This window comes from Azorhizobium sp. AG788 (assembly GCF_004364705.1).
In the GTDB taxonomy this organism is placed as follows: domain Bacteria; phylum Pseudomonadota; class Alphaproteobacteria; order Rhizobiales; family Xanthobacteraceae; genus Azorhizobium; species Azorhizobium caulinodans.
In genome coordinates this window covers 324,070-348,749 of the sequence record NZ_SOBM01000004.1, presented here as the reverse complement: position 1 = coordinate 348,749, position 24,680 = coordinate 324,070, and the positions used below count along the sequence as shown (strand labels likewise).

General features: G+C 67.8%; 23 protein-coding genes. 6 read left to right on the top strand and 17 right to left on the bottom strand.

The annotated features are described in order from the left end of the window. Positions 1-143: 143 nt before the first annotated feature. The 3 genes from glmU to DFO45_RS12330 form a co-directional block, all read right to left on the bottom strand. Positions 144-1,490 (bottom strand): bifunctional UDP-N-acetylglucosamine diphosphorylase/glucosamine-1-phosphate N-acetyltransferase GlmU, encoded by a 1,347-nt coding sequence (glmU, locus tag DFO45_RS12340; protein WP_133865091.1) that lies wholly within the window; start codon positions 1,488-1,490, stop codon positions 144-146. A gap of 132 nt (positions 1,491-1,622) precedes the next feature. Continuing rightward, complete coding sequence (locus DFO45_RS12335; protein WP_133865090.1) at positions 1,623-2,042, bottom strand: energy transducer TonB; 420 nt, start codon at positions 2,040-2,042, stop codon at positions 1,623-1,625. A 113-nt stretch (positions 2,043-2,155) separates the two neighbouring features. After that, complete coding sequence (locus DFO45_RS12330) at positions 2,156-2,629, bottom strand: TonB family protein (RefSeq protein WP_133865089.1); 474 nt, start codon at positions 2,627-2,629, stop codon at positions 2,156-2,158. A gap of 205 nt (positions 2,630-2,834) precedes the next feature. Between DFO45_RS12330 and DFO45_RS12325 the strand changes: the two genes are divergently transcribed. Then, a complete protein-coding gene (locus tag DFO45_RS12325) occupies positions 2,835-3,209 on the top strand; it encodes a hypothetical protein (protein WP_133865088.1) in 375 nt (124 codons plus the stop codon). A gap of 58 nt (positions 3,210-3,267) precedes the next feature. On the opposite strand, the gene DFO45_RS12320 is transcribed toward DFO45_RS12325, so the two are convergent. After that, the gene (locus DFO45_RS12320; protein ID WP_133865087.1) at positions 3,268-4,893 is read right to left on the bottom strand and encodes a beta-1,6-glucan synthase; all 1,626 of its coding nucleotides are present in this window, start codon (positions 4,891-4,893) and stop codon (positions 3,268-3,270) included. A gap of 231 nt (positions 4,894-5,124) precedes the next feature. Between DFO45_RS12320 and DFO45_RS12315 the strand changes: the two genes are divergently transcribed. From DFO45_RS12315 to gltA, 4 genes are all read left to right on the top strand, one after another. Then, positions 5,125-5,586: a hypothetical protein gene (locus DFO45_RS12315; protein WP_012170241.1), complete on the top strand. Its 462-nt coding sequence runs from the start codon at positions 5,125-5,127 to the stop codon at positions 5,584-5,586. 214 nt (positions 5,587-5,800) lie between these two features. Beyond that, positions 5,801-8,422, top strand: a complete 2,622-nt coding sequence (locus DFO45_RS12310; protein WP_208299784.1) for a glycosyltransferase — start codon at positions 5,801-5,803, stop codon at positions 8,420-8,422. Between the two features lie 74 nt (positions 8,423-8,496). Then, complete coding sequence (gene mobA / locus DFO45_RS12305; RefSeq protein ID WP_133865086.1) at positions 8,497-9,126, top strand: molybdenum cofactor guanylyltransferase MobA; 630 nt, start codon at positions 8,497-8,499, stop codon at positions 9,124-9,126. A 114-nt stretch (positions 9,127-9,240) separates the two neighbouring features. After that, complete coding sequence (gene gltA / locus DFO45_RS12300) at positions 9,241-10,545, top strand: citrate synthase (RefSeq protein ID WP_012170238.1); 1,305 nt, start codon at positions 9,241-9,243, stop codon at positions 10,543-10,545. A gap of 87 nt (positions 10,546-10,632) precedes the next feature. Here gltA and DFO45_RS12295 read toward each other — a convergent pair whose 3' ends face one another. Next, positions 10,633-11,001, bottom strand: a complete 369-nt coding sequence (locus DFO45_RS12295) for a nuclear transport factor 2 family protein (protein ID WP_133865085.1) — start codon at positions 10,999-11,001, stop codon at positions 10,633-10,635. 12 nt (positions 11,002-11,013) lie between these two features. Further along, entirely contained in the window at positions 11,014-11,766 is a 753-nt protein-coding gene (locus DFO45_RS12290; RefSeq protein WP_133865293.1) for an SDR family oxidoreductase, read from the bottom strand. A 123-nt stretch (positions 11,767-11,889) separates the two neighbouring features. On the opposite strand from DFO45_RS12290, the gene DFO45_RS12285 reads away from it, so the two are divergent. Beyond that, entirely contained in the window at positions 11,890-12,792 is a 903-nt protein-coding gene (locus DFO45_RS12285) for a LysR substrate-binding domain-containing protein (RefSeq protein ID WP_133865084.1), read from the top strand. Positions 12,793-12,795: 3 nt separating this feature from the next. On the opposite strand, the gene lpxB is transcribed toward DFO45_RS12285, so the two are convergent. The 11 genes from lpxB to frr all read right to left on the bottom strand — a co-directional run bounded on the left by lpxB (position 12,796) and on the right by frr (position 24,505). After that, positions 12,796-13,968 carry a lipid-A-disaccharide synthase gene (gene lpxB / locus DFO45_RS12280; RefSeq protein WP_133865083.1) on the bottom strand — a complete coding sequence of 391 codons (1,173 nt, stop codon included), beginning with the start codon at positions 13,966-13,968 and terminating at the stop codon, positions 12,796-12,798. Further along, on the bottom strand, positions 13,965-14,849 hold the full coding sequence (gene lpxI / locus DFO45_RS12275; RefSeq protein ID WP_012170233.1) for a UDP-2,3-diacylglucosamine diphosphatase LpxI: 885 nt from the start codon (positions 14,847-14,849) through the stop codon (positions 13,965-13,967). The genes lpxB and lpxI overlap by 4 nt, the downstream gene beginning before the upstream one ends. Before the next feature lie 6 nt (positions 14,850-14,855). Continuing rightward, positions 14,856-15,671 carry an acyl-ACP--UDP-N-acetylglucosamine O-acyltransferase gene (gene lpxA / locus DFO45_RS12270; protein WP_133865082.1) on the bottom strand — a complete coding sequence of 272 codons (816 nt, stop codon included), beginning with the start codon at positions 15,669-15,671 and terminating at the stop codon, positions 14,856-14,858. Continuing rightward, positions 15,668-16,144, bottom strand: coding sequence for a 3-hydroxyacyl-ACP dehydratase FabZ (fabZ, locus tag DFO45_RS12265; RefSeq protein WP_012170231.1), 477 nt, complete (start codon positions 16,142-16,144; stop codon positions 15,668-15,670). The genes lpxA and fabZ overlap by 4 nt, the downstream gene beginning before the upstream one ends. Further along, a complete protein-coding gene (gene lpxD, locus DFO45_RS12260) occupies positions 16,141-17,214 on the bottom strand; it encodes a UDP-3-O-(3-hydroxymyristoyl)glucosamine N-acyltransferase (protein ID WP_133865081.1) in 1,074 nt (357 codons plus the stop codon). Before lpxD ends, fabZ begins: the two co-directional genes overlap by 4 nt. A gap of 70 nt (positions 17,215-17,284) precedes the next feature. Continuing rightward, positions 17,285-19,756, bottom strand: a complete 2,472-nt coding sequence (bamA, locus tag DFO45_RS12255) for an outer membrane protein assembly factor BamA (RefSeq protein ID WP_332122552.1) — start codon at positions 19,754-19,756, stop codon at positions 17,285-17,287. Positions 19,757-19,880: 124 nt separating this feature from the next. Next, positions 19,881-21,026 carry an RIP metalloprotease RseP gene (gene rseP / locus DFO45_RS12250; protein ID WP_043880172.1) on the bottom strand — a complete coding sequence of 382 codons (1,146 nt, stop codon included), beginning with the start codon at positions 21,024-21,026 and terminating at the stop codon, positions 19,881-19,883. Positions 21,027-21,142: 116 nt separating this feature from the next. Further along, a complete protein-coding gene (gene dxr, locus DFO45_RS12245; RefSeq protein ID WP_133865079.1) occupies positions 21,143-22,312 on the bottom strand; it encodes a 1-deoxy-D-xylulose-5-phosphate reductoisomerase in 1,170 nt (389 codons plus the stop codon). Positions 22,313-22,321: 9 nt separating this feature from the next. Beyond that, a complete protein-coding gene (locus DFO45_RS12240; protein ID WP_133865078.1) occupies positions 22,322-23,131 on the bottom strand; it encodes a phosphatidate cytidylyltransferase in 810 nt (269 codons plus the stop codon). A 5-nt stretch (positions 23,132-23,136) separates the two neighbouring features. Beyond that, on the bottom strand, positions 23,137-23,913 hold the full coding sequence (locus tag DFO45_RS12235) for an isoprenyl transferase (RefSeq protein ID WP_133865077.1): 777 nt from the start codon (positions 23,911-23,913) through the stop codon (positions 23,137-23,139). 31 nt (positions 23,914-23,944) lie between these two features. After that, the gene (gene frr, locus DFO45_RS12230) at positions 23,945-24,505 is read right to left on the bottom strand and encodes a ribosome recycling factor (protein WP_012170224.1); all 561 of its coding nucleotides are present in this window, start codon (positions 24,503-24,505) and stop codon (positions 23,945-23,947) included. Positions 24,506-24,680 lie beyond the last annotated feature (175 nt).

The window sequence follows — 24,680 nt, the reverse complement described above, 5'->3', positions numbered from 1 at the left end:
CTGCATCGCGACCGAACAACACAGCTTTTCTTCTACGCAGCTTTCAGGTGTTCGTTGGGCTGACACGCCGCAAGCCGAGCTTCAGGTTCAAATCTCTAGCCTGCTTCGGGCAAAAGTGAGGAATCACTTCGCCTTTCCAATCGTCACACCTTCGGCTTGCCCCGCGCGGCGCGCAGGGCGGCGGCCCAGCCTTCCTTCACCGCCTGCCGGCCGCGCCCCAGCGCGAGGGCGTCCGCCGGCACGTCATCGGTGATGACCGAGCCCGAGCCGATATAGGCCCCTGCCCCGACGCTCACCGGTGCGACCAGCGAGGAATTGGTGCCGATGAAGGCGCCCGCGCCGATCTCGGTCCGATGCTTGGAGAAGCCGTCGTAATTGCAGGTGATGGTGCCGGCACCGACATTGGCATTGGCCCCCACATGGGCGTCGCCCACGTAGGAGAGATGGTTGACCTTGGCGCCAGCATCAATGGCCGCCGCCTTGGTCTCCACGAAATTACCGATGCGCACGCCTTCCCCAAGGCGGGTCCCCGGCCGCAGCCTGGCATAGGGACCAATGGAGACACCGCGCTCCAGATGGGCGCCTTCCAGATGGCTGAAGGCGTGGATGACCACGTCGTCCTCCACGGTCACGCCGGGACCGAACACCACGTTAGGCTCCACGAGAACGTCGCGGCCGAGCCTGGTATCGACGGAGAGGAAGACCGTCTCCGGCGCCACCAGCGTCGCCCCGCCCGCCATGGCGGCCCGGCGCAGACGGCCCTGGAGGATCGCCTCGGCCTCGGCAAGCTGGAGGCGGCTGTTGACGCCCGCCACCTCGTCCACCTCGGCCTCGGTGGCCACAGCGGAGAGGCCGTCGGCACGGGCGATCTCCACCGCGTCGGTCAGATAATATTCGCCCTTGGCGTTGGCATTGCCGATGCGGGTGAGAATGGACAGCGCCTCGCGCCCCCGCAGCGCCATGACGCCGGCATTGCAGAAATTCACCCGGCGCTCGTCAGGGGTGGCGTCCTTTTCCTCGCGGATGGCCACCAGCGCATCGCCCTGTGTCAGCAGGCGGCCGTACCCGGTGGGATCGGCGGGCCGGAAACCGAGGACGGCGACGGCCGCGCCATCGGCCAGTGGCGCGCGCAGGTTTTCCAGCGTCGCAGGCCTCAGCAGAGGCGTGTCCGCATAGAGCACCAGCACGTCATCGGCCGGCTCTTCCAGCGCGGCGCGCGCGGCGAGCACCGCATGGGCGGTGCCGAGGCGCTCGGTCTGGACGAACACCTGTGCGTCCGGGCGCACGCGGTGCGCTTCGGCGGCAACATCCTCGCGATCGGGCCCGATCACCACCGCCACGCGGGTGGCGCCCGCCTGCCGGGTGGTCTCCAGCACATGGTGGAGCATCGAACGGCCGGCGATCCTGTGCAGCACCTTCGGCAGGCGGGACGCCATGCGCGTGCCCTCGCCCGCCGCGAGGACCACCACCAGAAGGCTGCGTTCGGACATCGGACTTTCCCCTTGCGCGTTCATGCCCGTCTCATAGAGGGCGAGCGGGGGAAATTGAATGCACCTGCCGGATGAATACCGCCCTAAAGCCGCAGGCCGGCCTCTCGCGGTATCTGAAAACCGGACGACCGATCAGCGGGAGATGTCCTTGCGCAGCCGCCGCAGCTCCCGCACCGTCCGGGGCGGCCGGGGCGGATAGGCATAGACCACCGGCAGGGTGACGCTCATGGTTGCGAAGGGCATGTCCGGCGGCAGAGGCGGCAAGGGCGAAGCCATGTGCGCGAGGCGCAGCGCATTCTCGTCCAGCTCATCCTTGCCGCAGCTCTGGGCCAGCTCCGAGCGGGCCACCGAGCCGTCCCTGCGCACGATGATCGTGACTTCCGCCTGATAGGTACCGGGCTTGTCGACAACCTCAGGTGGGATGTTGCTCAACTGCGCAAGGCGGGTCCAGGCGGCCTGCCGCCACTCGGCTACCGTCTGCGGCAGATCCTCTGCCTGGGCGGCCGTAACGCACACGCCCAGAACCAGGGCCGAGAGCAAAAAACGGAGCATTTCTGCGCCTTTGGCAAAGAATCAAGAAAGGCAGGCAACACCGGTTGGTGTCATAGCCAAGCTCCAGCTTGACGCAATGCACAATTTTGCATGCCCCACGCCCGAGGGGGCGCTCAGAGGCGGTTCTCGGCCCGCCGCTTGTCCATGAGCTTGCGCGATTCGAAGAGGCTCTTGGCGTCGATGACGCTGCGCTCCTGCCCTTCCGGCTGGTCGAAGGAGAAGGCCACCGGCATGGCCAGAAGCTCGTTCTCCCGCATGTCCGGCGGCAAGGGCGGGAAGGGCGCGGACAGCAGCACCATCTTCAGCACGCTGTTGTCCAGGGACGGCAGGCCGGAACTACGGACGAGTTCGGCGGTCGAGACCGTCCCGTCACGCCGCACCCGCAGGGCCACCACCACTTCATAGCGCCCGGCGCGGTCCGGAATGTCCGCCGGCAGCGCCCGATGGGTCGCCATGAGTGACCAGGCCGCCTTCATCCAGTCCTTGCGGCTCTGGGGTTGGGCATCGGCGGCGGCAAGAACCGGCACCGCCGGCAGAAAGGCCAGCGCGCTCAACGCGGCACCCAATGCCATGCGCTTCAGTTTCATATCATCCTCCCGGAACGGGACGCCTCAGGCGCGGAAAGACGCTCCGCGTGCGAGGCGCTCCCGCACGCCCCAGGACACCACGCGGAATTCCGCCATTTTGGAGATATTTCGGCCAAAGTCGAGCCTCACTCATTGTCAGCCCGCCTTGGCGGTGCCATTTCGGCCGCCTATGTCTTTGCTCCCCGATGCCGGACGCCTCCCGCCGATGACCGACCGCAGCTTCAGCCCCAGCCCGCGCGCCATGAACTGGCTGATCGCCTCCACCCTGCTGGCGACCAGCTGGGCGATCTACATGCGCTACGTCATCATCGAGCCGTCGGTGGTGGGGCTGGCCTGCGAGGCGGGACTCCAGACCTTCCAGTGCCAGGCCCGTTCGGCGGTCATCGCGCTGTTCGGGTACAGCGCCTTCGGCATTCTGGCGCTCGCGGGAGCCCTGCTCCAGTTCTGGCGGCCGCACGTGGTGACGCTCGGCATCGCGCTCGCCTGCGCGGGCATCGGCCTCGTGCTCTATAACAACGTGGCGTCCGCAATCGCCGCGATGATCCTCATACTCTCCCTCGCCCGGCCCGGACGGGCCTGAGCCGCTCGCCATCGCGTTCAGGCGACCTCCGCCGGCGAGGTGAAAGCCGCCCCAGGGGTCACCCCACGCGAGCGGCGCTCCGGACCCGCCACAGGGCGAGGGCGCCGACGAGGCTGATGGCGCCGAACCACAGCGCCTGCCAGTTCTGGAGCGTCTCGTTGACCGGGATATAGAGGCCCGCGAACAGCAGCCACCAGAAGGCGAAATCTTCCGCAAGGCTCCGCGCCTCCCCGGCCGGTCGGCGCAGCAGCGCCAGCACCGCCACGGCGAGCGCCACCGGTGTCAGCGGGAAATAGGGAAAGTCCTTGTAGCGGGAGTTGAACACCAGCTCGAAGCCCACTTCGCCGATGGCCAGCACCGCCAGCGCGAAAACGACGCCCGCCGCCACCTGAAGGCCGGGAGCAGTGCGACGGCGGGCGGGATGAAGGGCCACCGCCAGCGCCGGCAGACGCACGCCCGCCCCAATCACTGCCGGAATCACCAGCACGGACAGGAGCGCCAGCAGCACGAAACCGACGTTGCGCATCCAGCCGGCCACCCCGAGGCTTTCCAGCGGCAGAGCGGAGACGGCGGCACCGAGCGTCGCGCCACCGGCGAACGCGATCACCGCAATGCCGAGCCAATCCTTGGTCGGCACGGCCGCGCCCCGGCGGCGCGCGCCCCAGAGGCCGGCGGCAAAGCTGGCGAAGACGGCGACGACGCCGGCCACCGCATGGGCCTGCCAGTTGGGATGGTTTGAGACGCCCTGCCCCCAGATGAATTTCGGCGCGCGGGTGCCGGAATCGATGAGGCCCCAATGGCCGCCCACCGTGCCCTCGTTCGCCCGCTTCCAGGGCTGGTCGAAGGCCTCGATGACATTGACCCGATAGCCCTTCTCTTTCGCAAGGCGCATCAGGTCATGCATGACGAGCGCCTGATCGGCGGGAGACGGCAGCGCGCCCTCGCGCATGCGCCCGGCGCTCGGCCAGCCGGTCTCGCCGATGAGGATGTCCTTGCCGGGAAATTCCTGCGCCATGTGCTGGCGGATCTCGTCCACATGGCGGCCGGCCTTGTCGGCGGCGACCGGCAGGTCCTCCCAATAAGGCAGGATGTGGATGGTGATGAAATCGACGTCATTGGCGAGCGCGCGGGCGCGGGACCAGAATTCCCAGACGTCCGCATAGGTCACCTGAACCGGCGCCACGCGCGCCTTCACATCCTTCAGGATGGCGGAGATGTCGGTGGCGGAGAGTTCGCCGCGGAGCATCACTTCGTTACCCACCACCAGCGCCTTGATGACATCGGGATAGGCCTTGGCGAGCGCGACCGCCTGGTCCACCTCCACCTTGTTCTTCGCCCGGTCGTTGCCCAGCCACACACCCTGCAGCATGGTCAGGCCGTGCTTGCGGGCCATGGGCGCCACCTTGTCGAGACCCTTTTCCACCGAATAGGTGCGCACGCAGTCGGTGATCTTGGCGAGCTGCGCCAGATCGTCGTCGATCTGGCTCTCGGGGATGACGAGGCCCGGATCGAGCGGCGACTGCCCCTCGCGGAAGGGCGCATAGGAGACGCATTGCAGCTTCTCACCCGCCGCCAGCGGCGAGGGCGGCATGGCCACGGGCCGGCCGGCCCAGACCCACAGCCCGACCACGGCCGCCGACACGACGAGGGCCAGCAGCAGCGGCAAGCGATAGGACACGGACATGGGGACTCCTGGGGCGCCAAGACGCAGGCGGGACGAGAAAAACCGCATAAAGCTTCACACGGGCAGTGTGAAGCCACCAAGGCGCCGGCATGGCCGTGGCGGGGCCGCGCATCTTGTGGGGACGAGATTTAAGCTTGCTCGCGTCCTCTTGCTGACAAACTCATAGCCTTCTTCTAATTTGCGCGTCGCTTCGCCGATGCGCGTCGTCGCCCCGCACAAGTCTTCAAACATATGGCCGTCATGCACAGCTTCCGTCTCACGCTCCTTCTGGGCGCCTTCCTGATCGCCTGCACCGGGCCGCTGGCCGCCCAGACCCAGGGGAGCGGCGGCGACGCCAAGCCGCAGGCCGCCGAGCCGCAGCTCACCCCAGAGCAGCAGGCCGCCCGCGAGGCGCAGCGCCGCTCGGTGGAAGAATTCGTCGAAGCCTCCAAGCTCCCCGGCGCAGCCGGCCTGCCCGAATGCGTGTGGACCGGCCGCCGCATCGCCGCGCTGCTGTGGCGCGACGACATCGACACCGCCCGCCGTCATCTGGAGCTCTACGAGCGCTTCGGCTGCCCGAGCGAGCACCTGAAGCTGGCCTTCCGCTGCCTGGTGCGCCAGGGCAACATCGATCCAAAAACGCAGGAGCGTCTGGGCAGCCGCGTGCAGCAATGCTGGGTGAATCCCGACTATGTTGCTGCACCTGCGCAATAATAAGACCTTGGCGCGGACGCAGCCGCGCCGAACGGCCGCCACAGTCTACATTTACCACTTGATTTGAGACGGTTAGTGTCTCATTGCACTGCGTTAAGCGCGACAGTGCCGACCGACGGGGCAGGTCGAATGGATGTCCCGCGCTTCCGCGCCAGGAACCTTGGTCGGAAGCGTGCGTTCTGAGGTTCGATCTCCCTTTCGAGTGGGTCTGGCCATGCGTCCCGGTCTCGCTGCTGCGGCGGCAGTCATTGCGGTTGTGACGGCGTTCCACGCCGCGATGTGGGTATCCTTGCGTCCCGAGGTAAACGCGCCTGCGGTTACCGATCGGTTCACGAGCCTGTCCTTCGCGCCTTATGGGCGCGGGGCGGACCCGGATGCCGGCGAGGCGACGAACGAGAAGCAGATCCGCGCCGACGTGGCGGCGGTCGCTCCTTATACCCGCTCCATCCGTACCTATTCCTCCACCGGCGGCGTCGAGCTGACGCCTCCGATCGCGGCCGAGCGCGGCCTCAAGGTCACGGTGGGCGCCTGGATCGACAAGAACGAGGCGCGCAACGAGCGCGAGATCCGCAACGCGGTGGATCTTTCCCGCAAGAACCCGAACGTCGAAGGCCTCGTGGTCGGCAACGAGACCATCTTCCGCGGCGAGAAGAGCGCCGCCGAGATGGCCGAGCTGATCCGCAAGGTGAAGCGCCAGACCAACACGCCGGTCACCACCGGCGAGATCTGGAACGTGTGGCTGGATCATCCCGAGCTGGTCTCGGCGGTGGACTATATCGCCGCGCACATCCTGCCCTACTGGGAGGGCGTCCCCGCCGAGCAGGTGGTGGACCGCTCCATCGACATCTACAACCGCCTGCGCGCCGCCTATCCCGGCAAGCGCATCGTCATCGCCGAGTTCGGCTGGCCGAGCGCGGGCTATAACCGCGACGCCTCCGTGCCGGGTGAGCTGGCGCAGGCGCAGGTCATCCGCACCTTCGCCGCCCGCGCCGAGGCTCTGGGCATCGAGTACAACATCATCGAGGCGTTCGACGCCCCGTGGAAGTCGTTCGAGGGCTCGGTCGGCCAGTATTGGGGCATCATGGACGCCCAGCGTCACCTGAAGTTCCCGCTCACCGGCCCGATCACGGAATCGAACTACACCCACGCCGCCGTCCTCGCGCTGCTGCTGGGCATCCTGTTCTCGCTGCCGATGCTGCGCATGGCGCCGCTGACCATGTCGCAGGGCCTCGCCCTCTCGGCCGCCGCCAATGGCGTAGGCGCCTGGGTGGCGCTCGTCATCAACTACTGGCTGACCCACTATGTGACGGGCGGCAACTACATCACCGTCACGCTGAGCTTCCTCCTGCTCGGCCCGCTGGTGGTGGTGGTGCTCTATCGCGCCGAGGAACTGGCCTCCGTCGCCTTCGGCCGCACCCCGCGCCGTCTGGTAGAGAACCAGCGCGCGTCGGTCCCGGTTCGCTTCCCCAAGGTCTCCATCCACGTGCCCGCCTATCGCGAGCCGCCGGAGATGCTGAAGCAGACCATCGACAGCCTCGCCCGCCTCAACTACCCGAACTTCGAAGCGGTCATCATCGTCAACAACACCCCCGACCCCGCCATGGTGGAGCCGGTCCGGGCGCACTGCGCGACGTTGGGTGACCACATCAAGTTCATCAATGCGGAGAAGGTTCAGGGCTTCAAGGCCGGCGCCCTGCGCATCGCCCTCGAGCACACGGCGGACGATGCCGAGATCATCGGCGTCATCGACGCGGACTATGTGGTCCATCCCGACTGGCTGAAGAACCTCGTGCCCATGTTCGACGATCCCACCGTGGGTCTCGTCCAGGCGCCGCAGGACCATCGCGACGGCGCGGTGAGCCCGCTGCACGAGGCGATGAATGCCGAATATGCCGGCTTCTTCGACATCGGCATGGTTCAGCGCAACGAGGAAGACGCCATCGTGGTGCATGGCACCATGTGCCTGATCCGCCGCGCGGCGATGATGGAGGCCGGCTCCTGGTCGTCCGACACCATCTGCGAGGACACGGACCTCGGCCTTTCCATCGCCGAGAACGGCTGGAAGACGCACTACACCCGCGTGCGCTACGGCTGGGGCCTGCTGCCCGACACGTTTGAAGCCTTCAAGAAGCAGCGTCACCGCTGGGCCTATGGTGGCTTCCAGATCGTGAAGAAGCACTGGCGTCGGTTCCTGCCCGGCAACTCGCGCCTCACCACCGCCCAGCGCCGGCACTTCCTGCTCGGCTGGGTGACCTGGCTCGGCGCCGAGTCGGTCGGTGCGCTCGCCGCGATCCTGTCGCTGCTGTTCGTGCCCTTCGTCTTCGCCCTCGGCATTGCCGTGCCGGCCCACGTGCTGACGCTGCCGATCATCGCCACCTTCCTGGTCTATGTGCTGCACTTCATCGCCATGTACCGGATGCGCGTCGCCACCACGCCGCTGCGCATGCTGGGTGCCGCCTTCGCGGCCATGGCGGTGCAGTTCACGGTCGCCAAGGCGGTGTACGACGGCTTCCGCTACAAGGACCTGGCCTTCGCCCGCACGGCGAAGGGCGGCAACTGGCTGGCGGGCGCCGCCCGCTCCTTCCCGGCGCTTTGGGAAGCGGTGATCGGCGGCCTGCTCTTCACGGCCGGCGTGGCGGTGCACATGCAGAACTGGCACACCATCCGCGAAGTGGACCTCTATGCCCTCGCGCTGGTGATCCAGAGCCTGCCCTTCCTCGCCGCCGCGCTGATAGCGCTGGGCGAAGGCTCGAAGCTCAACGACTTCGCCGCCTGGAAGGCCTTCCGCGCCAAGCTCGGCCTGCGCACCCGCCTGCGGGCCCCCATCGCGGAGTGAGGCTCCGGCCTCTTTCCCACCGCTGATCCTGCGAACGTCCGGCCCTGTGCCGGGCGTTTTGCTATGGTGGGCCGATGACCGCTCTCCCGCTTCCCCCTCGCCCGCGCATCTTCGGCCTCATTCTCGCCGGCGGACTGGCCCGGCGCATGGGCGGCGTCGACAAGGCGCTGGTGACGTTCGAGGGGCGGCCGCTGCTGGCCCATGTGGCGGAACGCCTCGCCCCGCAAGTGGAGGGCGTGCTGCTGTCCGCCAACGGGCCACCGGAGCGCTTCGCCGCTTTCGGCCTCCAGGTGCTGCCCGATCCCCTGCCCGACCATCCGGGGCCGCTGGCCGGCGTGCTCGCGGGGCTGGAGCACCTCGCGGCCGAGAAGCCCGAAGTCGAATGGATGGTCAGTGCGCCTGTGGATACGCCGCGCCTTCCCGCCGATCTCGTGACGAGGCTCCTCGCGGCCGGCGGCGCGGATGGGCCGCATCTCGCACACGCCGCATCGGGGGCGCGCACCCATCCGGTCGTCGCGCTCTGGCCGGTCGCACTGCGTCATGCACTGCGTGCATATCTTGAGGCCGGCGAACGCCGCGTCGGGCAGTTTCTGTCAGCCCATGCAGCGGCTTGCGTGCCATGGCCGACCGAGCCGCACGACCCCTTTGCCAACCTGAATGCACCGGAGGATCTCGCCCGCCAGACTGGCAGCAATTCTGCCTGAAGGGGAGGCGTGGTCACGCTTGCGGCGGATTTAGGGAGGGTTTACGACTGCGCCCCGGATGCCTTCGCACCCGCGAAGCGCTCAGCGCTTCCGCCCGATTTCAAGGGAGATCTCATGGACGCCACCAACAACGCCACCGCGGCCAAGCTGACAGTGGGCGACAAGAGCTGGGAATTCCCCATCAAGAAAGGAACCATCGGGCCTGACGTGGTGGATATCTCCAAGCTCTACGGCCAGAGCGGGATGTTCACCTACGATCCGGGCTTCACGTCCACCGCGTCCTGCGAGAGCCAGATCACCTATATCGACGGCGACGAAGGCGTTCTCCTCTATCGCGGCTTCCCCATCGAGCAGCTCGCCGAGGGCGGTGACTTCCTCGAGACCTGCTACCTGCTGCTGTACGGCGAACTGCCGACCGCCGCCCAGAAGGCGGACTTCGATCACTCCGTGACCCGTCACACGATGGTTCACGACCAGATGAACCGCTTCTTCAACGGCTTCCGCCGCGACGCGCACCCCATGGCGATCATGGTGGCCTGCGTCGGCGCGCTCTCGGCCTTCTACCACGACTCCACCGACATCTCCGATCCGCAGCAGCGCCTCATCGCGTCCATCCGCATGATCGCGAAGATGCCGACGCTGGCGGCGATGGCTTACAAGTATTCGATCGGTCAGCCCTTCGTGTATCCGAAGAACGACCTCGACTACGCCTCCAACTTCCTCAACATGTGCTTCGCGGTCCCCTGCGAGGACTACAAGGTGAGCCCGACGCTCGCCCGCGCGCTGGACAAGATCTTCATCCTGCACGCAGACCACGAGCAGAACGCTTCCACCTCGACGGTGCGTCTCGCCGGCTCGTCCGGCGCCAACCCGTTCGCCTGTATTGCCGCCGGCATCGCCTGCCTGTGGGGTCCGGCGCACGGCGGCGCCAATGAAGCCGCCCTCAAGATGCTGACCGAGATCGGCACGCCGGACCGCATCCCCGAGTTCGTGAACAAGGCGAAGGACAAGAACGATCCCTTCCGCCTCATGGGCTTCGGCCACCGGGTCTACAAGAACTACGACCCGCGCGCCAAGATCATGCAGCAGACCTGCCACGAAGTGCTGACCGAGCTCGGCATCAAGGACGATCCGCTGCTCGACGTGGCGGTGGAGCTCGAGCGCGTCGCCCTGCACGACGAGTACTTCATCGAAAAGAAGCTCTATCCGAACATCGACTTCTATTCGGGCATCACCCTGAAGGCGATGGGCTTCCCCACCACCATGTTCACCGTGCTGTTCGCCCTCGCGCGTACCGTCGGCTGGATCGGCCAGTGGAAGGAAATGATCGAGGACCCGAGCCAGCGCATCGGCCGTCCCCGCCAGCTCTACACCGGCGCCGCCCGCCGCGATTACGTGGCGATGTCCAAGCGCAAGTGAGCGGGACGCGGGGGCCTGCCCCCCGCTGCTCAGCCTTTCGAGGGCGCGGCTTCGGCCGCGCCCTTTTTGTTTGTGCCGGCCGAGCCTCTATCGGTGAAGGACGGCAGAAAGGGCGACGATGCGGCCGTTCCGGACGAGGACGAGGTCGGCGCCGGTGACCCGCCGCTTGTCCTCTGCCGGACCATAGGTCCAGGCGACACGCCCGGCCCCGTCCGCCAGATCACCCACCACCTGCGCGTCCCCGTCCTCGGCAAAGATAAAGCCGGGCGTGGCCGCCTGTACGGCGGCGGCCGCCGCATCGATGGCGTCCCAGCCGGCATGTGTCCCGCCGTGATCGACGAAGGTCGCCGCCGGATCGTAGAGTGCTTCGATCGCCGCCCGGCGTCCGGCCGTATCGCGCGTGCCGAACACCTCGTGGAGGTTCCGGCGCAGGAGGGTCTGGATGGTCTCTGTCACGGCGTCCTCCCCTCAGATCTGCGTCATGCCGCCATCGACGAACAGTTCGGCGCCGTTGATGAAGCTCGCCGCTTCAGAAGCAAGGAACAGGACGGCCTGCGCCACCTCCTCCGGCTGGCCCACGCGACCGGACGGAATGGCACCGACCAAGCCCGCTTTCACCGCGTCCGCCTGCGTGCCGCCACCGAACAGCTCATTGAGGCCAGCCGTGTCGATCGGACCGGGGCTCACCACATTTACCCGGATGTGCCGATCCTTCAGGTCGAGGACCCAATTGCGGGCGAAGCTGCGCACCGCCGCCTTGGTGGCGCCGTAGACGCTGAAGGCCGGGGTGCCCGAGGCGCCTGCGGTCGAGCCGGTCAGGACGACCGCACCCCCGTCCTTCAGCAGCGGGAGCGCCTTCTGCACGGTGAAGAGCACGCCCTTCACGTTCGTCGCGAAGGTCTCGTCGAAGTGAGTTTCGTCGATGGCGCCGAGCGGCGCAAATCCGCCGCCGCCGGCATTGGCGAACAGCACGTCGATCTGCGCGTGGCGCTGCTGGACTGCGTCATAGAGGCGGTCGATATCCGCCAGCTTCGACATGTCGCCGCGCACGCCCGTCACGTGCCCGCCGATTGCCTTCACGGCGGCATCGAGCGCCTCCTGCCGGCGGCCGGTGATGAAGACGAACGCGCCGGCGGCGGAAAACGCCTTCGCGGTCGCAAGGCCGATGCCGCTGGTGCCGCCGGTGACCACCACCACCTTGTTCTGGAACGTCGTCATGATCCTGTCTCCTGTCGATGGTTGCGGCGGCTGATGCCGTCGCTGATGGACGAGAGTTAGATCCGGAACGCTGATGCCTGTAGCCTCCAGATGTGGCACGTATCGTTCCACATGAGGAACGATGTCATGGCGGATCTGAACGACTACGCCTTCTTTGCCGAGGTGGTGAAGCACGGCGGCTTCGCCCCCGCCGGCAGGGCGCTTCATACGCCCAAGTCCAAGCTCAGCCGCCGGGTGGCGGCGCTGGAGGCGCGGCTTGGCGTCCGCCTCATCGAGCGCTCCTCCCGGCGCTTTCGGGTGACGGAGGTGGGGGAGGCCTTCTATGGACGCTGCCGGGCGCTGCTGGAGGAAGCGGAGCAGGCGGAAGCGCTGGTCGCGCAGGCGCGGAGCGAACCTCGCGGGCTCGTCCGCTTCAGTTGCCCCACGGGCCTTGTGGAAGTGCTGTCGCCCGGCCTCCCCGCCTTCCTGTCCCGCCATCCCAAGGTCCGGATGCAGTTGATCGCGGCAGACCGGCCCGTGGATCTCATCGCCGAGCGCATCGACGTGGCCCTGCGGGTGCGGGTGGACCTCACCACCGACGCCTCACTCACCATGCGCACGCTGGGCCGCTCACGCCGCATTCTCGTCGCCGCCCCGGCACTTGCGGGAAGGGTGCCGGGCGCCGACATCGCGAGCCTGAACGACCTGCCGACGCTGGGTTCCAACGATGAAATCGGCGAGACGGTCTGGGATCTCGTGGGTCCGGATGGCGCCAGCCACAGCCTCCGGCACGAGCCGCGCCTCAGCTGCGTGGACTTTGCCGCGCTGCGCGAGGCGGCAGCCGCCGGTCTCGGCGTTGCCCTTCTGCCCGATCACATCTGCCGTGCCGACCTTGCCAGCGGCCGGCTGGTCCGGGTCTTTCCGGGCTGGGGCGGGCAGATGGGCATCGTGCACATCGTCTTTACAACGCGCCGGGGCCTGACGCCCGCCGTGCGCGCGCTCATCGACCACCTCGCCGCCACCTTCAACCGGCTGAAACTGGACGAGTGAAGCTCAGTGCCGGCGAGCGCCCGCTGCCTCAAGCACCACCGCCGCCGCCCGCTGGGAGGGCGGGGCGTCGTCGGCGCCCATGATGGCGTCGAGCTTCGCGAAGCCCTCGAGCTGGCGGGCGCGGGCCGGGCCCTCGGCCAGCGTCTCGAGGAGCGCCGCCGACAGCTTCTCCGGCGTGCAGTCCTTCTGGAGGAATTCGGGCACCACATTCTCGCCGATCACCAGATTGGCGAGGATCACCGTGGTGAGGTGCAGCACGTGGGGGGCGATCTTGGCCTCCCATTCGGAGAGCTTGTAGGCCGCAACGGTGGGCACGCCCGCAAGGCCGAGTTCCAGCGTCACGGTGCCCGAGGCGGCAAGCGCCGCGCGCGCCTGCCGGAAAACGGCATGCTTCTCGCCCGCATCGGTGACGATGCGTACCGGCACCGGCCAGCGCGCCACCATGGCCAGAACCTTGGGCACAAGACGCGGCAGGGTCGGCAGCACCACCTCGATGGGCCGCTCAACGGCCACACGGCCCAGCGCCTCCCCGAAGATGGCACCGAGCCGCTCCAGTTCGGCCCGCCGGCTGCCCGGCAAGGCGAGCACCAGCGGCGGATCGGAAGCGCGGCGCGCGGCCTCCTCGGCGGAGGGGCGCAGGTCTTCCAGATGCTCCAGCAGCGGATGGCCCACATAGTCCGTGACCGGGCCACCGAGCCGCGCATGCACCTCCGGTTCGAAGGGCAGCAGCGCCAGCAAGCGGTCCGTATAGGGCCGCATGGCCTTCGCCCGGCCAGAGCGCCACGCCCAGACCGTGGGCGAGACATATTTGACGATGGGAATGTCCGGCCGGCGCTTGCGCACCTTGGCTGCGACGCGATGGGTGAAATCCGGCGCGTCGATCAGCACGAGCACGTCCGGCGGTGCGGCGCAGATGGCCTCCACCGTCTCCTTCAGCCGCTTCAGGATGGTGCGCAGCTTGGAGAGCACGGCACCGAAGCCGATGGCGGTGAGATCGTCCATGGGGAAGAGGCTCTTGAGCCCCTGCCCCGCCATGCGCGTGCCGCCGATGCCGCGGAAGGTGATGCCCTGCGGCGCCTGCGCCTTCAGGGCCGCGAGCAGCGCGCCGCCCAGCACGTCCCCCGATTCCTCGCCGGCCACGACGAAGACGTCGAGCGGCTTGCCGGGCGCGCTCATGATGCCACCTGCGGGCGCACGCCGACCACGAAGAGACCCGCCTTGTCGGCCTCCGCCACCAGATGCTCGGCATCCGGCACGATGGCCCCGCCCGCCTCGAAGGCGATGCCGGCGAGACCCGCCTCGGCCGCCCGCTGGACGGTCCGCGGGCCGAGGGAGGGCAGGTCCACGCGCCGGTCCTGCTGCGGCTTGGGTGCCTTCACCAGCACGCCCTGCCCCTTGCCGAAGCGCAGGCGCCCCTTCTCGCGCATGGTCTTGTAGCGGGTGAGCATCTCGTCCGTGCCTTCCGCCGCCTCCACCGCCACCACGAAGCCGTTCACCACGATCACCGCCTGCCCCACGTCGAAGGCGCCGAGCGAGGCGATGAGGGACAGACCGAGGCGGATGTCGTCGAGATCGACCGGGCGGGGCGCGATGGCGCCGAGCACGCCTTCCGGCAGCAGCAGGCTCGGGGCCACCTCATGGGCACCGCGCATGGCAAAGCCCTGGGCGGCTACCAGTTCGACGACGCCGGAGAGCAGATGGTTGTCGCCGCCGCGGAACAGCGCGGCGATGCGCGGCAGAAGCCGCAGCATGGTCCAGTCGAGGCCGAGATCGCGCACGCGCGGCCGCGTCAGCGTGCCCACCATCACCAGTTCCTTCACCCCCTGCGCCTTGAGGCGGGTGGTGGCGGTGCCGAGGGAGCCGACCTTGAACCAGAAATGCGGATAGCGCTCCAGCGAAGGGTCCGCAAAGCCCTGGAGCAGGCCGAGATAGACCTCCCGGCCCTGCGCCCGCACGGCCTCGGCCACCGCCGCCGGAAAGGCGCCGCCGCCCGCCACGATGCCCACCGGCCCGTCGCCGGGCAAAGCAGGAGGGGATATGGCGGGCGCCACCGTCATCTTGCGTCAGTCCTCCTGCGCCACCACCCCACGCGAGGGATGGCAGAGGGCGCGCTTGCCGCCCGCATCCACGAAGGAGACCAGCGCCTTGATGAAGGGCGAGGTCTCCTGCCGCTCCCGCAGGCCGGCGAGCCGGTCTGCGAACGTGCCTTCGCCGAAGAAGAGATCGCGATAGGCGGCACGGGCGGCGTGCAGTTCCGACTTGGAGAAGCCGCGCCGCTTCATGCCCACCACATTGAGGCCCACCAGATTGGCGTTCTGGCCGATGGCGTAGCCGAAGGGGATGACATCCTCGCGCACGCCGGTGACGCCGCCGATCATCACCTGCGCGCCGATGCGCACGAACTGATGCACCGCGCTGAGGCCGCCGAGGAAGACGTTGTCGCCCACCTCCACATGGCCGCCGAGCGTCGCATTGTTGGCGAAGATCACGTTGTCTCCGACCAGGCAGTCGTGGGCGACATGGGCGGCCGTCATGAGCATGCAGTTGTTGCCGACGCGGGTGACGCCGCGGCCGCTCGCCGTGCCCGTGTTCATGGTCACGTGCTCGCGGATCTGGCAGTCGGTGCCAACCACGAGGCTGGTCTTCTCGCCCTTGTAATGCACCGACTGCGGCGGCGTGCCGAGCGAGGCGAAGGGATAGACCTGCGTGCGGGCGCCCAGCGTGGTCACGCCCTGCACGTTCACGTGCGCGTGGAGGCGCACGCCGGCCTCGAGGGTCACATCGGGGCCGACGATGCAGTAGGGTCCAACTTCCACATCATCGGCGAGCCGCGCGCCATCGGCAACGCGGGCAGTCGGGTCGATCAGGGCCACGTTCACTCCTCGGCGATCATGGCGCCAACACGCGCCTCCGCCACGATTTCTCCGCCCACCCGGGCTTCGCCGCGGTACCACCACATGTTGCGGCGCTTGTTGAGGCGGGTCATGTGATATTCGAGCACGTCGCCGGGGCGGACCGGGCGACGGAACTTCGCCTCGTCGATGGTCATGAAATAGACCAGCGAAGGCTTGCGGTCGGCGCCCTTGGCGTGGATGCAGATGGCACCCGCCGTCTGGGCCATGCCCTCGATGATGAGCACGCCCGGCATGACCGGATTGTTCGGGAAGTGGCCCTGGAAGTGCGGCTCGTTGGCCGTCACGTTCTTGTAGCCGACGCAGGACAGATCGCTGTCGATCGCCTCGATCCGGTCCACCATCAGGAACGGATAGCGATGCGGCAGGAGCGCCAGGATGCGCAGGATGTCGATGCTGTCCAGGACCTTCGTCTCGTCCGCCTTGGTTTCTTCGCTCATTCTTCTTCCCCCGGCGTCGCGGCGCCGGAACGCGCCCTCGACTCAGCCAGCTTCTTCAAGGTGGTCATTTCGCGGAACCACTCGCGCACCGGCTTGGCCGGAGATCCACCCCAGCGCACGCCGGGGGGCACATCGCCCTTCACATTGCTGGAGGCGGCGATCTGGGCGCCATCGCCGATGGTGCAGTGGCCGACCACGCCCACCTGCCCGCCCAGCATCACGAAATCGCCCAGTGTGGTGCTGCCGGAGATGCCGGTCTGGGAGACGATGATGCAGTGGCGACCGATGACCACGTTGTGGGCGATCTGGACCAGATTGTCGATCTTGGTCCCCTCCCCGATCACCGTGTCGCGCAGCGCGCCGCGGTCGATGGTGGAGCCGGCGCCGATTTCCACGTCGTCCTGAAGGACCACGCGGCCGATCTGCGGCACCTTCAGGTGGCCGCCGGGGCCGGGCTGATAGCCGAAGCCGTCCTGCCCGATGCGGGCGCCAGCATGGACGATGACGCGATTGCCGACCAGCGCATGGGACAGGCTGACGCCGGACCCGATGGTGCTGTCCCGGCCGATCCGCACGCCCGCACCCACCACGGCATTAGCACAGATGACCGAACCGGCACCGACCTCGGCACCGGGGCCGATCACCGCGCCGGGATCGACGGTCACCCCTGCCTCAAGGCTGGCGGTGGGATGGATGAAGGCGCCGGGGGCGATGCCGGTGTGGCCGAACACCGGCTGCGGCCGCAGGGCCTGGGGGAAAAGCTGCCGAGTCACGGCCACGAAGGCGCTGGCGGGGCGCGGCGATACCAGGACCGCGATGGCCTCGGGCACTTCGCCTGCGAACTTCTCGCTGGTGATGATGGCGCCGGCGCGGGCGGTGCCCAGCGTCGCCAGATAGCGGGACTGGTCGAGGAAGGCGAGTTCGCTCGGGCCGGCGTCCGCCAGGGTTCCGACACCCGTCAGGCGCAGGGCGTCCTGCGCGCCGGGACGGGCGAGGCGCGCGCCGCTCAGCGCAGCCACCTCATCCAGCGTCAGCGGCGTCGGAAGGGGGAAGAATGCGGGTTCGCTCATGACCTCAAATGTGGTTCGGGCGCCGCCGGCCTCAGCCGGCGACGCCCGTGATGGACCGATGTGACGACGATCAGAACTTGGTGCCGCCGGAGAAGCGGAACGCCTGCAGGTCGTCGTAGGAGGCCTTCGTCAGCGCCCAGGCATAGTCGAAGCGCAGCGGACCGAAGGGCGACTGCCAGATCAAGCTGGCGCCGACCGAGGTACGGATGACGTTGTCGTCGGCCACGCAGATGGCGCCCATCTTGTTCTGGCTGTTCGACGGGCAGACCGTGAAGTTGGCCGTTCCGGCGGAAGCGAAGGTGGTCGGGCCGGTGTAGCCATAGACCGAGCCGGCATCGAAGAAGACGGCGCCCTTCATGCCCACATCCTTCGGCAGGAAGGAGAGCGGGAACTGCACTTCAGCCGAAGCACCCCAGTAGGTCGTGCCGCCGAGGGCATCCTGGTTGTAGTTCGCCAGATCGCGCGGACCGATGCCGGAGGGCGCGAAGCCGCGGACCAGATTCGGACCCATGAAGAAGTTGTCCATGATCTGGAGGTCCTTGCCGCCCCAAGCGGAGACGTAACCAGCCTGACCATGCAGCAACAGGATCGAGTCGTAGATCAGCGGATAGTAGTAGCGGACATCACCGGTGGTGCGGACGAAGTTCACATCGCCACCCAGACCAGCGAAGTCCTGCTTCAGCTCGGCGTAGAGGCCGCTGGTCGGGTTGATGTTGCTGTCGAGCCCGTTGAACGAGAGGGTGTAGCCCACCACGGAGGTGATGGTCTGGCCCTGCTGCACGGCCTCGATGATCGCCCAGGACACGCCGCAGTTCTGCGCGGTGAGGGCGGTGCCATAGAAGGTCGTGCAGTTCGGGAGGCTCAGCTCGCGCTGGTAGAGATTGTAGCGCAGAGCCAGCGTGACCTCGTCGGTGATGGGCAGGCCGAGACGGACGCCGCCGCCGATGGTCTGGCTGTCATACACCGTGTACGAGTTCGCCGAAGTCTCCTTCCAGTAGAGGTCGAAGCCCGCCGCCACGCGATAGCCGAGGAAGTACGGCTCGGTGAAGGAGAACTGGGCACCCTGCGAGTACTGGCCGAGAGAGCCGGAGATGCTGACGTACTGGCCGCGGCCGAGGAAGTTCTTCTCGCCCAGCGAGACCGAGCCGATGAAGCCGTCCGCCGTCGAGTAGCCGCCGGAGATGGAGAACTCGCCGGTGGGCTGGTCTTCCACGGTCACCACGAGGATCACGCGGTCGGGCGCGGAGCCCGGCTCGTTGGTGATCTTCACGGTCTTGAAGTAGCCGAGGTTCTTCAGGCGACGCTCGGCGCGGTCCACGAGGACGCGGTTGTAGGCATCGCCTTCGCCGATATCGAACTCGCGGCGGATAACCCAGTCACGGGTACGGGTGTTGCCGCGGATCTCGATGCGCTCGACGTAGACGCGCGGGCCTTCCTCGACCACGAACGTGACGTTGATGCGCTTGTTCTCGAAGTCGCGGTCGCCACGCGGACGCACCTGGGCGAAGGCGTAGCCGCTCTTCGACACCTCGATGGTCAGGTTCTCGACCGTCTTCTCGACGAGTTCGGCGTTGTAGATCTGGCCGTCGCTCACGCGCAGGGCGTTGCGCAGGCTGGACGCCGGCACGTCGCGGATGTTGGAGACCACATCCACCTTGCCGAACTTGTACTGCGCGCCCTCGTCGAGAACGATGGTGATGACATAGCCGGCGCCGCCCGGATCGAGCTCGGCGGAGGCCGACACGATGCGGAAGTCCGCATAGCCGTTCTTCAGGTAGAAGCGGCGCAGCAGTTCCTGATCGGCGTTCACGCGGTCGGCGTCATAGACGTCGGTGGACTTCAGGAAGGACAGCCAGTTGGTGGTCGTCGTGGAGATGACGTCCTTCAGCTTCCAGTCCGAGAAGGCCTTGTTGCCGACGAACTTGATGTCCTTCACGCCCGTCTTTTCGCCTTCGTTGATCTCGAAGACGAGGTCGACGCGGCCGTTGCCGCGGTCGATGGTGACCGGATTGACCTTAACGTCGGTACGGCCAGTGCGGCGATAGAGATCGACGATGCGCTGGGTATCAGCCTGCACGAGCGCCTTGGAGAAGGGACCGCGCTCCTTCGACTGGATCTCGCCGGAGAGCTGCTCGTCCTTGATCTTCTTGTTGCCCTCGAAGGCGATCTTGTTGATCACCTCGTTCTCGACCACCGTCACGACGGTGCGGCCACCCTGCTGCGAGACCCGGACGTCCGCGAAGAGGCCGGTCGCATAGAGCGCCTTCACGCCATCGTCGATCTTCGCGGAGGTCAGGCCCTCGCCGGGCTTGAGATTGAAGTAGGAGCGGATCGTATCGGCGTCCACACGCCGATTCCCCTGCACCACGATGGAAGCCGACTGCGCCATTGCTGGCGAGGCCACCACCATTGATCCGGCGGTCGTCGTCACCGCGGTCGCGAAAGCGATGCCGAGGACGGCGGCCAGTTTTACGAACACCCGTGCCGGAGCAGTCATATGGCGCGCAACCTTGAATTCGTTGTTCTCAACCCAGGGGCGCACCCCCGGATTCTCCACCTTCGAGGCGCTTTTACAGCCTTTTCCGTGCACTGCAAACGCCCGCCCCAACAAAGGCTTCCGCTTTTCCCGCGACCGTTGCGCCAACGCCACGAGCCCCTGTGGGGACTCACATGGTGGCGATATGGACCACGTCGTTCCAGGTGGCGAACACCATGAGCATAAGCACGATGGCGAGGCCGATGCGAAAGCCAATGTCCTGCGCCCGCGGACTCAGAGGATGCCCGCGAACTGCCTCCACAGCGTAGAACAGGAGATGCCCCCCATCCAACAGCGGGATGGGAAAGAGGTTAAGAAGTCCAATCGACACCGACAGAACGGCCGCCAGCGACAAAAGAGCGCCGAAACCGAAGGTGGCCACCTGCCCCGACACCTGGGCGATGCGGATGGGCCCGCCCAGCTGATCGGGCGATTCCCGGCCCGAGATGAGGCCCCCCAGATAATCGAAGGTGCGGGCGACCACGAACCAGGTCTCCTGCGCCCCCATGGCCACGGCTTCCACCGGGCCGTAGCGGCGGGTCACCACGTCGGCGGCGGCCAGCGAGCGGGAAATGCCGAGCATGCCCATGCGGTGGACATTGCCGAAGGCGTCCTTCACCTCGCGCATTTCCGGCGTGGCGGACAGTTCCACCGGCGCGCCGCCGCGATCCACCTTGAAGGTGAGCGGGCTGCCGGCGCTGGAACCGACAATGCGCTGCATGTCGGAGAAGCTCTCCACCGGCGTGCCGTCGATGGTGAGGATGAGATCACCCGCCTTGAAGCCCGCCCGCTCGGCGGCGCTGGAGGGCGCCACCTGATCGACGCGCGGCGAGCTCACCTGCCGGCCGAACACCATGAAGACGAAGGCGAAGATGACGATCGCCAGGATGAAATTGGCGACCGGGCCCGCCGCGACGATGGCCGCGCGCCAGCGCAGGGGCTGGTAGAAGAAGCTCTGCCGCCGCTCGGCCGGCGACATCTGCGCCAGCTTCACCGGATCAGGCGTCGAGGCGGCATCCTCGTCGCCATAGAATTTCACGAAGCCGCCGAGGGGAATCGCGGCGAGGCGCCAGCGCGTGCCGTGCCGGTCGTTGAAGCCGAAGAGTTCCGGACCGAAGCCGAGGGAGAAGGTCAGAACCCGGACGCCCGCCCGGCGGGCCACCCAGAAGTGCCCCAGCTCATGGAAGAAGACGACCAGCGTCAGGACGAAGAGAAAGGGGATCACATATCCCAGCAGGGAATGTCCCATGGAACCCAGTCCCGACAACACGTCCATCATCCCGTCCTTGCTCGCGGCCTGCGGCGCCGAACGCGTCCCGCGCCCGCCCTCGGCCGCCGATCCGCATCCAGGCACACCCCGTCATAACCGCCGAGGCATGCCTGACCCTGCCTTTAGGATGCCTTTGCGGCAAACTTAGGCAAGAGGGAAAGGGCAATGCGCCGCGCCTCCGCGTCGAGTTGCAGCGCCTCGGCAACCGATGCGGGTGCCGCGCCGCGCGTCGCCAGCGCCAGCGTTTCCTCGACGATGGCACTGATTCCGTAGAAGCCGATGCGGCCTTCGAGGAAGGCGGCGACCACCACCTCATTGGCGCCGTTGAGGATCGTCGGTGCCGCCCCCCCCTCCCCCAGCGCGGACAGCGCGAGGCTCAGGCACGGGAAGCGGTCGAGATCCGGCGCCTCGAAGGTGAGGCGGCCGAGAGCGGCAAGGTCGAGCTTCCGGCACGTGGTGGGCAGACGGCCGGGATGGCTGAGGCAATGGGCGATGGGCAGGGCCATGTCGGGCATGGCGAGCACCGCCACCACCGACCCGTCCTCGAACGCCACCAGACCGTGGACGATGGATTCGGGATGGACGATCACCTCGAGCTGCTCCGGCGGCACGCCGAAGAGGTGGTGCGCCTCGATCAGTTCCAGCCCCTTGTTCATGAGCGTGGCCGAATCGATGGTGATCTTGGCCCCCATGGACCAGTTGGGGTGCTTCAGCGCCGCCGCCGGCCCGGCCTTGGCGATCGCCTCGCGCGGGGCGGTGCGGAACGGTCCGCCCGACGCGGTGATCTGCACCTTCTCGACCGCCGCGCGCGGCCCCGCGGACAGGGCCTGGAAGATGGCATTGTGCTCGGAATCGACGGGGAAGATCTCGGCCCCGACCCGCTCCGCCTCGCCCGTGAAGAAGGCACCGGCGGCCACGAGGCATTCCTTGTTGGCGACGCCGATCCGCCGGCCGGCACCGAACGCCGCGACGGTCGGTTCAAGGCCCGCAATGCCCGAAATGCCCGCCACCACGATATCCGCGTCCCGCGCCGCCGCCTCGAGCACCGCCGTCCGGCCGGCGCCGCAGGCGATCCCCGTGCCGCCGAGCCGGGCCTTCAGTTCCGCACCGGCCGCATCATCGGCCACGGCGGCGAACTTGGCCCCGAGGTGAATGGCAAGATCGGCGAGCCCGGCCGCATCACGACCGCCCGCCACCGCCTCCACGCGGAACCGCTCCCGTTCCCCCTCCAGCACCTTGACGGTGCTGCGGCCGACCGAACCCGTGGCGCCGAGGATGGAAACCGAAGTCATGGCAATGTCCTACCAGAGAAGCAGACCGGCGGCGGGCGTCGGGCCGCCGTGGAGCACGGCGATCACAAGCGCCGCCAGCGCGGCGGCGGCAAAGCCATCGAGCCGGTCAAGAATGCCGCCGTGTCCGGGAATGAGCCAGCCGGCATCCTTCACGCCGAAGGCGCGCTTGAAGGCCGATTCCGCAAGATCGCCCGACTGCGAGATCACGCTCAGCAGAAGGCCGATGAGGAACAGCACGGGCGAGAAGAGCAGCCCGCCCGCCAGCGCGACGCCGGTGCCCGCCAGCGTCCCGAACACGGCGCCGCCAATGGCGCCGGACCAGGTCTTGTTGGGCGAGAGGCGCGGCCAGAGCTTCGGGCCGCCGACGATCCGGCCGGTGAAATAGGCGCCAATGTCAGTGCCCCAGACAACCGCGAACAGGAAGAAGACGCTGAGGAGGCCCACCTGATCGTCGCCGCGGAGCACCACCACGGGGAAGGCGCAGGCAGCGGCACAGACGAGGCCCAGCGCCGCCCACAGGCGCGGCCGGACCAACAGGGCGCAGACGGCAAGGCCGGCGAGAAGGACGAGCGGCACGCTCTCGGGGAGCCCCACCGCCTTCAGGCCGGCGCAGGCCGCGATCACCACAAAGCCGATGGCGAGATAAGGCACGCGGGGGCCGAGGCGCGCAACCCCGCACCATTCCAGCAGAACGCCGGCACCGGCGAGCGTCCAGAGCAGAAGGAAAGGCAGTCCGCCGAAGACGGTGGTCGCGAGAACCACGGGGGCGAGCACGATGGCCGACAGCGTGCGCTGCTTGAGGTCCGGTCCAATGACCACGGGGATCAACTGCCGGTGCGGGCGGTCAGTCCGCCGAACCGGCGGTCGCGCCGGGCATATTCCTGAAGCGCCCCGAGCAGCGCCGCATGGTCGAAGTCCGGCCAGTAGATGGGCAGGAAGACGAGCTCCGCATACGCAGCCTGCCACAGCAGGAAGTTGGAGAGCCGCTGCTCGCCACTGGTGCGGATGATGAGATCGGGATCGGGAATGCCCGCCGTCGAAAGACGGCTGCCCAGCAGGTCGGCCGTGATCTCTTCCGGGCGCAGCGTGCCGGCGGCGACCTCCGCCGCAAGGCGGGCAGCGGCTTCCGCGATCTCCTGCCGGCTGCCGTAATTGAAGGCGACCACCAGCGTCAGGCCGGTGTTTGCGGCGGTCAGCGCCTCCGCTTCGTCCAGCATGGCGGACAGGTCGCGGGAGAGCGAGGCGCGCTCGCCGATGATGCGCACGCGCACGTTGGCGGCGTGCAATTCGGCGAGGTCATGGCGCAGGAAGCGGCGCAGCAGGCCCATGAGCTCGGAAATCTCGCTCACCGGGCGCGACCAGTTCTCGCTCGAGAAGCTGTAGATGGTCAGAAACCGGATGCCGATCTCGCGGGCGGAGCGCACGCAGCGGCGCAGCGCCTCCACCCCGCGCCGATGGCCTTCCACGCGCGGCAGCTTGCGCGAGGTGGCCCAGCGGCCGTTGCCATCCATGATGATGCCCACATGGACGGGCACGCCCGCCGGACAGGACGGGGAACCGGCCTCCGGGACGCTGTCTTGCACGCCATCTGCCCGGGACATGGGCCGCTCCCCCGCCAAGCCGAAACCGCTCTCAGACCGAGAGGATTTCCTTTTCCTTGTGGGCGAGGGTCTGATCCACCTCGGAGATGGTCTCGTCGGTCGCCTTCTGCACGTCCTTGGACAGGCGCTCCATGTCGTCGGAGCTGATGGCGCTGTCCTTTTCCAGCTTCTTCAGCAGGTCCATGCCGTCGCGGCGCACATGGCGGACGGCGACGCGGGCGGCCTCGGCATATTTGTGGGCGACCTTCACCAGCTCCTTGCGGCGCTCCTCATTGAGCTCCGGGATGCGGATGCGCAGGGTCTGGCCTTCGGTGTTGGGGTTGAGGCCGAGGTTGCTGTCGCGGATCGCCTTCTCCACGGCATTGACCATGCCGCGATCCCATACCTGCACCGAGAGCAGGCGCGGCTCGGGCACGGAGACGGTGGCCACCTGGGCCAGCGGCATGTTGGCGCCATAGGCGTCGACCGTGATCGGTTCCAGCAGGCTGGCGGAGGCCCGACCGGTGCGCAGACCACCCAGTTCCTGCTTCAGGGACGTAACGGCACCGGCCATGCGGCGCTTGATGTCGGCAATGTCGAAGGCGGTGGTCATGGCTGTCCTCTATCGTATTCTCGCGGCGCGACGGACGCGCCGGCGACTGGTGCGGGAGGTGGCGGTGCGCCGCCGATCCTGCAGAAAACCGAGGCTGGAATGGGTCGCGTCCGGCATCCCTGTCAAGGGCGATCCGATCGCAGCCCGCCGCCGCGAAACCCCAAGATCACCCTAT

Bases quoted from the DNA above. Each gene is read 5' to 3' on its own strand.
- frr (WP_012170224.1), bottom strand. From the start codon at position 24,505: ATGACCACCGCCTTCGACATTGCCGACATCAAGCGCCGCATGGCCGGT.
- DFO45_RS12315 (WP_012170241.1), top strand. From the start codon at position 5,125: ATGGCCGTCATGCACAGCTTCCGTCTCACGCTCCTTCTGGGCGCCTTC.
- DFO45_RS12335 (WP_133865090.1), bottom strand. From the start codon at position 2,042: ATGCTCCGTTTTTTGCTCTCGGCCCTGGTTCTGGGCGTGTGCGTTACG.
- dxr (WP_133865079.1), bottom strand. From the start codon at position 22,312: ATGACTTCGGTTTCCATCCTCGGCGCCACGGGTTCGGTCGGCCGCAGC.
- DFO45_RS12235 (WP_133865077.1), bottom strand. From the start codon at position 23,913: ATGTCCCGGGCAGATGGCGTGCAAGACAGCGTCCCGGAGGCCGGTTCC.
- glmU (WP_133865091.1), bottom strand. From the start codon at position 1,490: ATGTCCGAACGCAGCCTTCTGGTGGTGGTCCTCGCGGCGGGCGAGGGC.
- lpxB (WP_133865083.1), bottom strand. From the start codon at position 13,968: ATGAGCGCGCCCGGCAAGCCGCTCGACGTCTTCGTCGTGGCCGGCGAG.
- rseP (WP_043880172.1), bottom strand. From the start codon at position 21,026: ATGGACGTGTTGTCGGGACTGGGTTCCATGGGACATTCCCTGCTGGGA.
- DFO45_RS12320 (WP_133865087.1), bottom strand. From the start codon at position 4,893: ATGTCCGTGTCCTATCGCTTGCCGCTGCTGCTGGCCCTCGTCGTGTCG.
- fabZ (WP_012170231.1), bottom strand. From the start codon at position 16,144: ATGAGCGAAGAAACCAAGGCGGACGAGACGAAGGTCCTGGACAGCATC.
- lpxD (WP_133865081.1), bottom strand. From the start codon at position 17,214: ATGAGCGAACCCGCATTCTTCCCCCTTCCGACGCCGCTGACGCTGGAT.
- DFO45_RS12330 (WP_133865089.1), bottom strand. From the start codon at position 2,629: ATGAAACTGAAGCGCATGGCATTGGGTGCCGCGTTGAGCGCGCTGGCC.
- lpxI (WP_012170233.1), bottom strand. From the start codon at position 14,849: ATGACGGTGGCGCCCGCCATATCCCCTCCTGCTTTGCCCGGCGACGGG.
- DFO45_RS12310 (WP_208299784.1), top strand. From the start codon at position 5,801: ATGCGTCCCGGTCTCGCTGCTGCGGCGGCAGTCATTGCGGTTGTGACG.
- DFO45_RS12325 (WP_133865088.1), top strand. From the start codon at position 2,835: ATGACCGACCGCAGCTTCAGCCCCAGCCCGCGCGCCATGAACTGGCTG.
- DFO45_RS12285 (WP_133865084.1), top strand. From the start codon at position 11,890: ATGGCGGATCTGAACGACTACGCCTTCTTTGCCGAGGTGGTGAAGCAC.
- gltA (WP_012170238.1), top strand. From the start codon at position 9,241: ATGGACGCCACCAACAACGCCACCGCGGCCAAGCTGACAGTGGGCGAC.
- mobA (WP_133865086.1), top strand. From the start codon at position 8,497: ATGACCGCTCTCCCGCTTCCCCCTCGCCCGCGCATCTTCGGCCTCATT.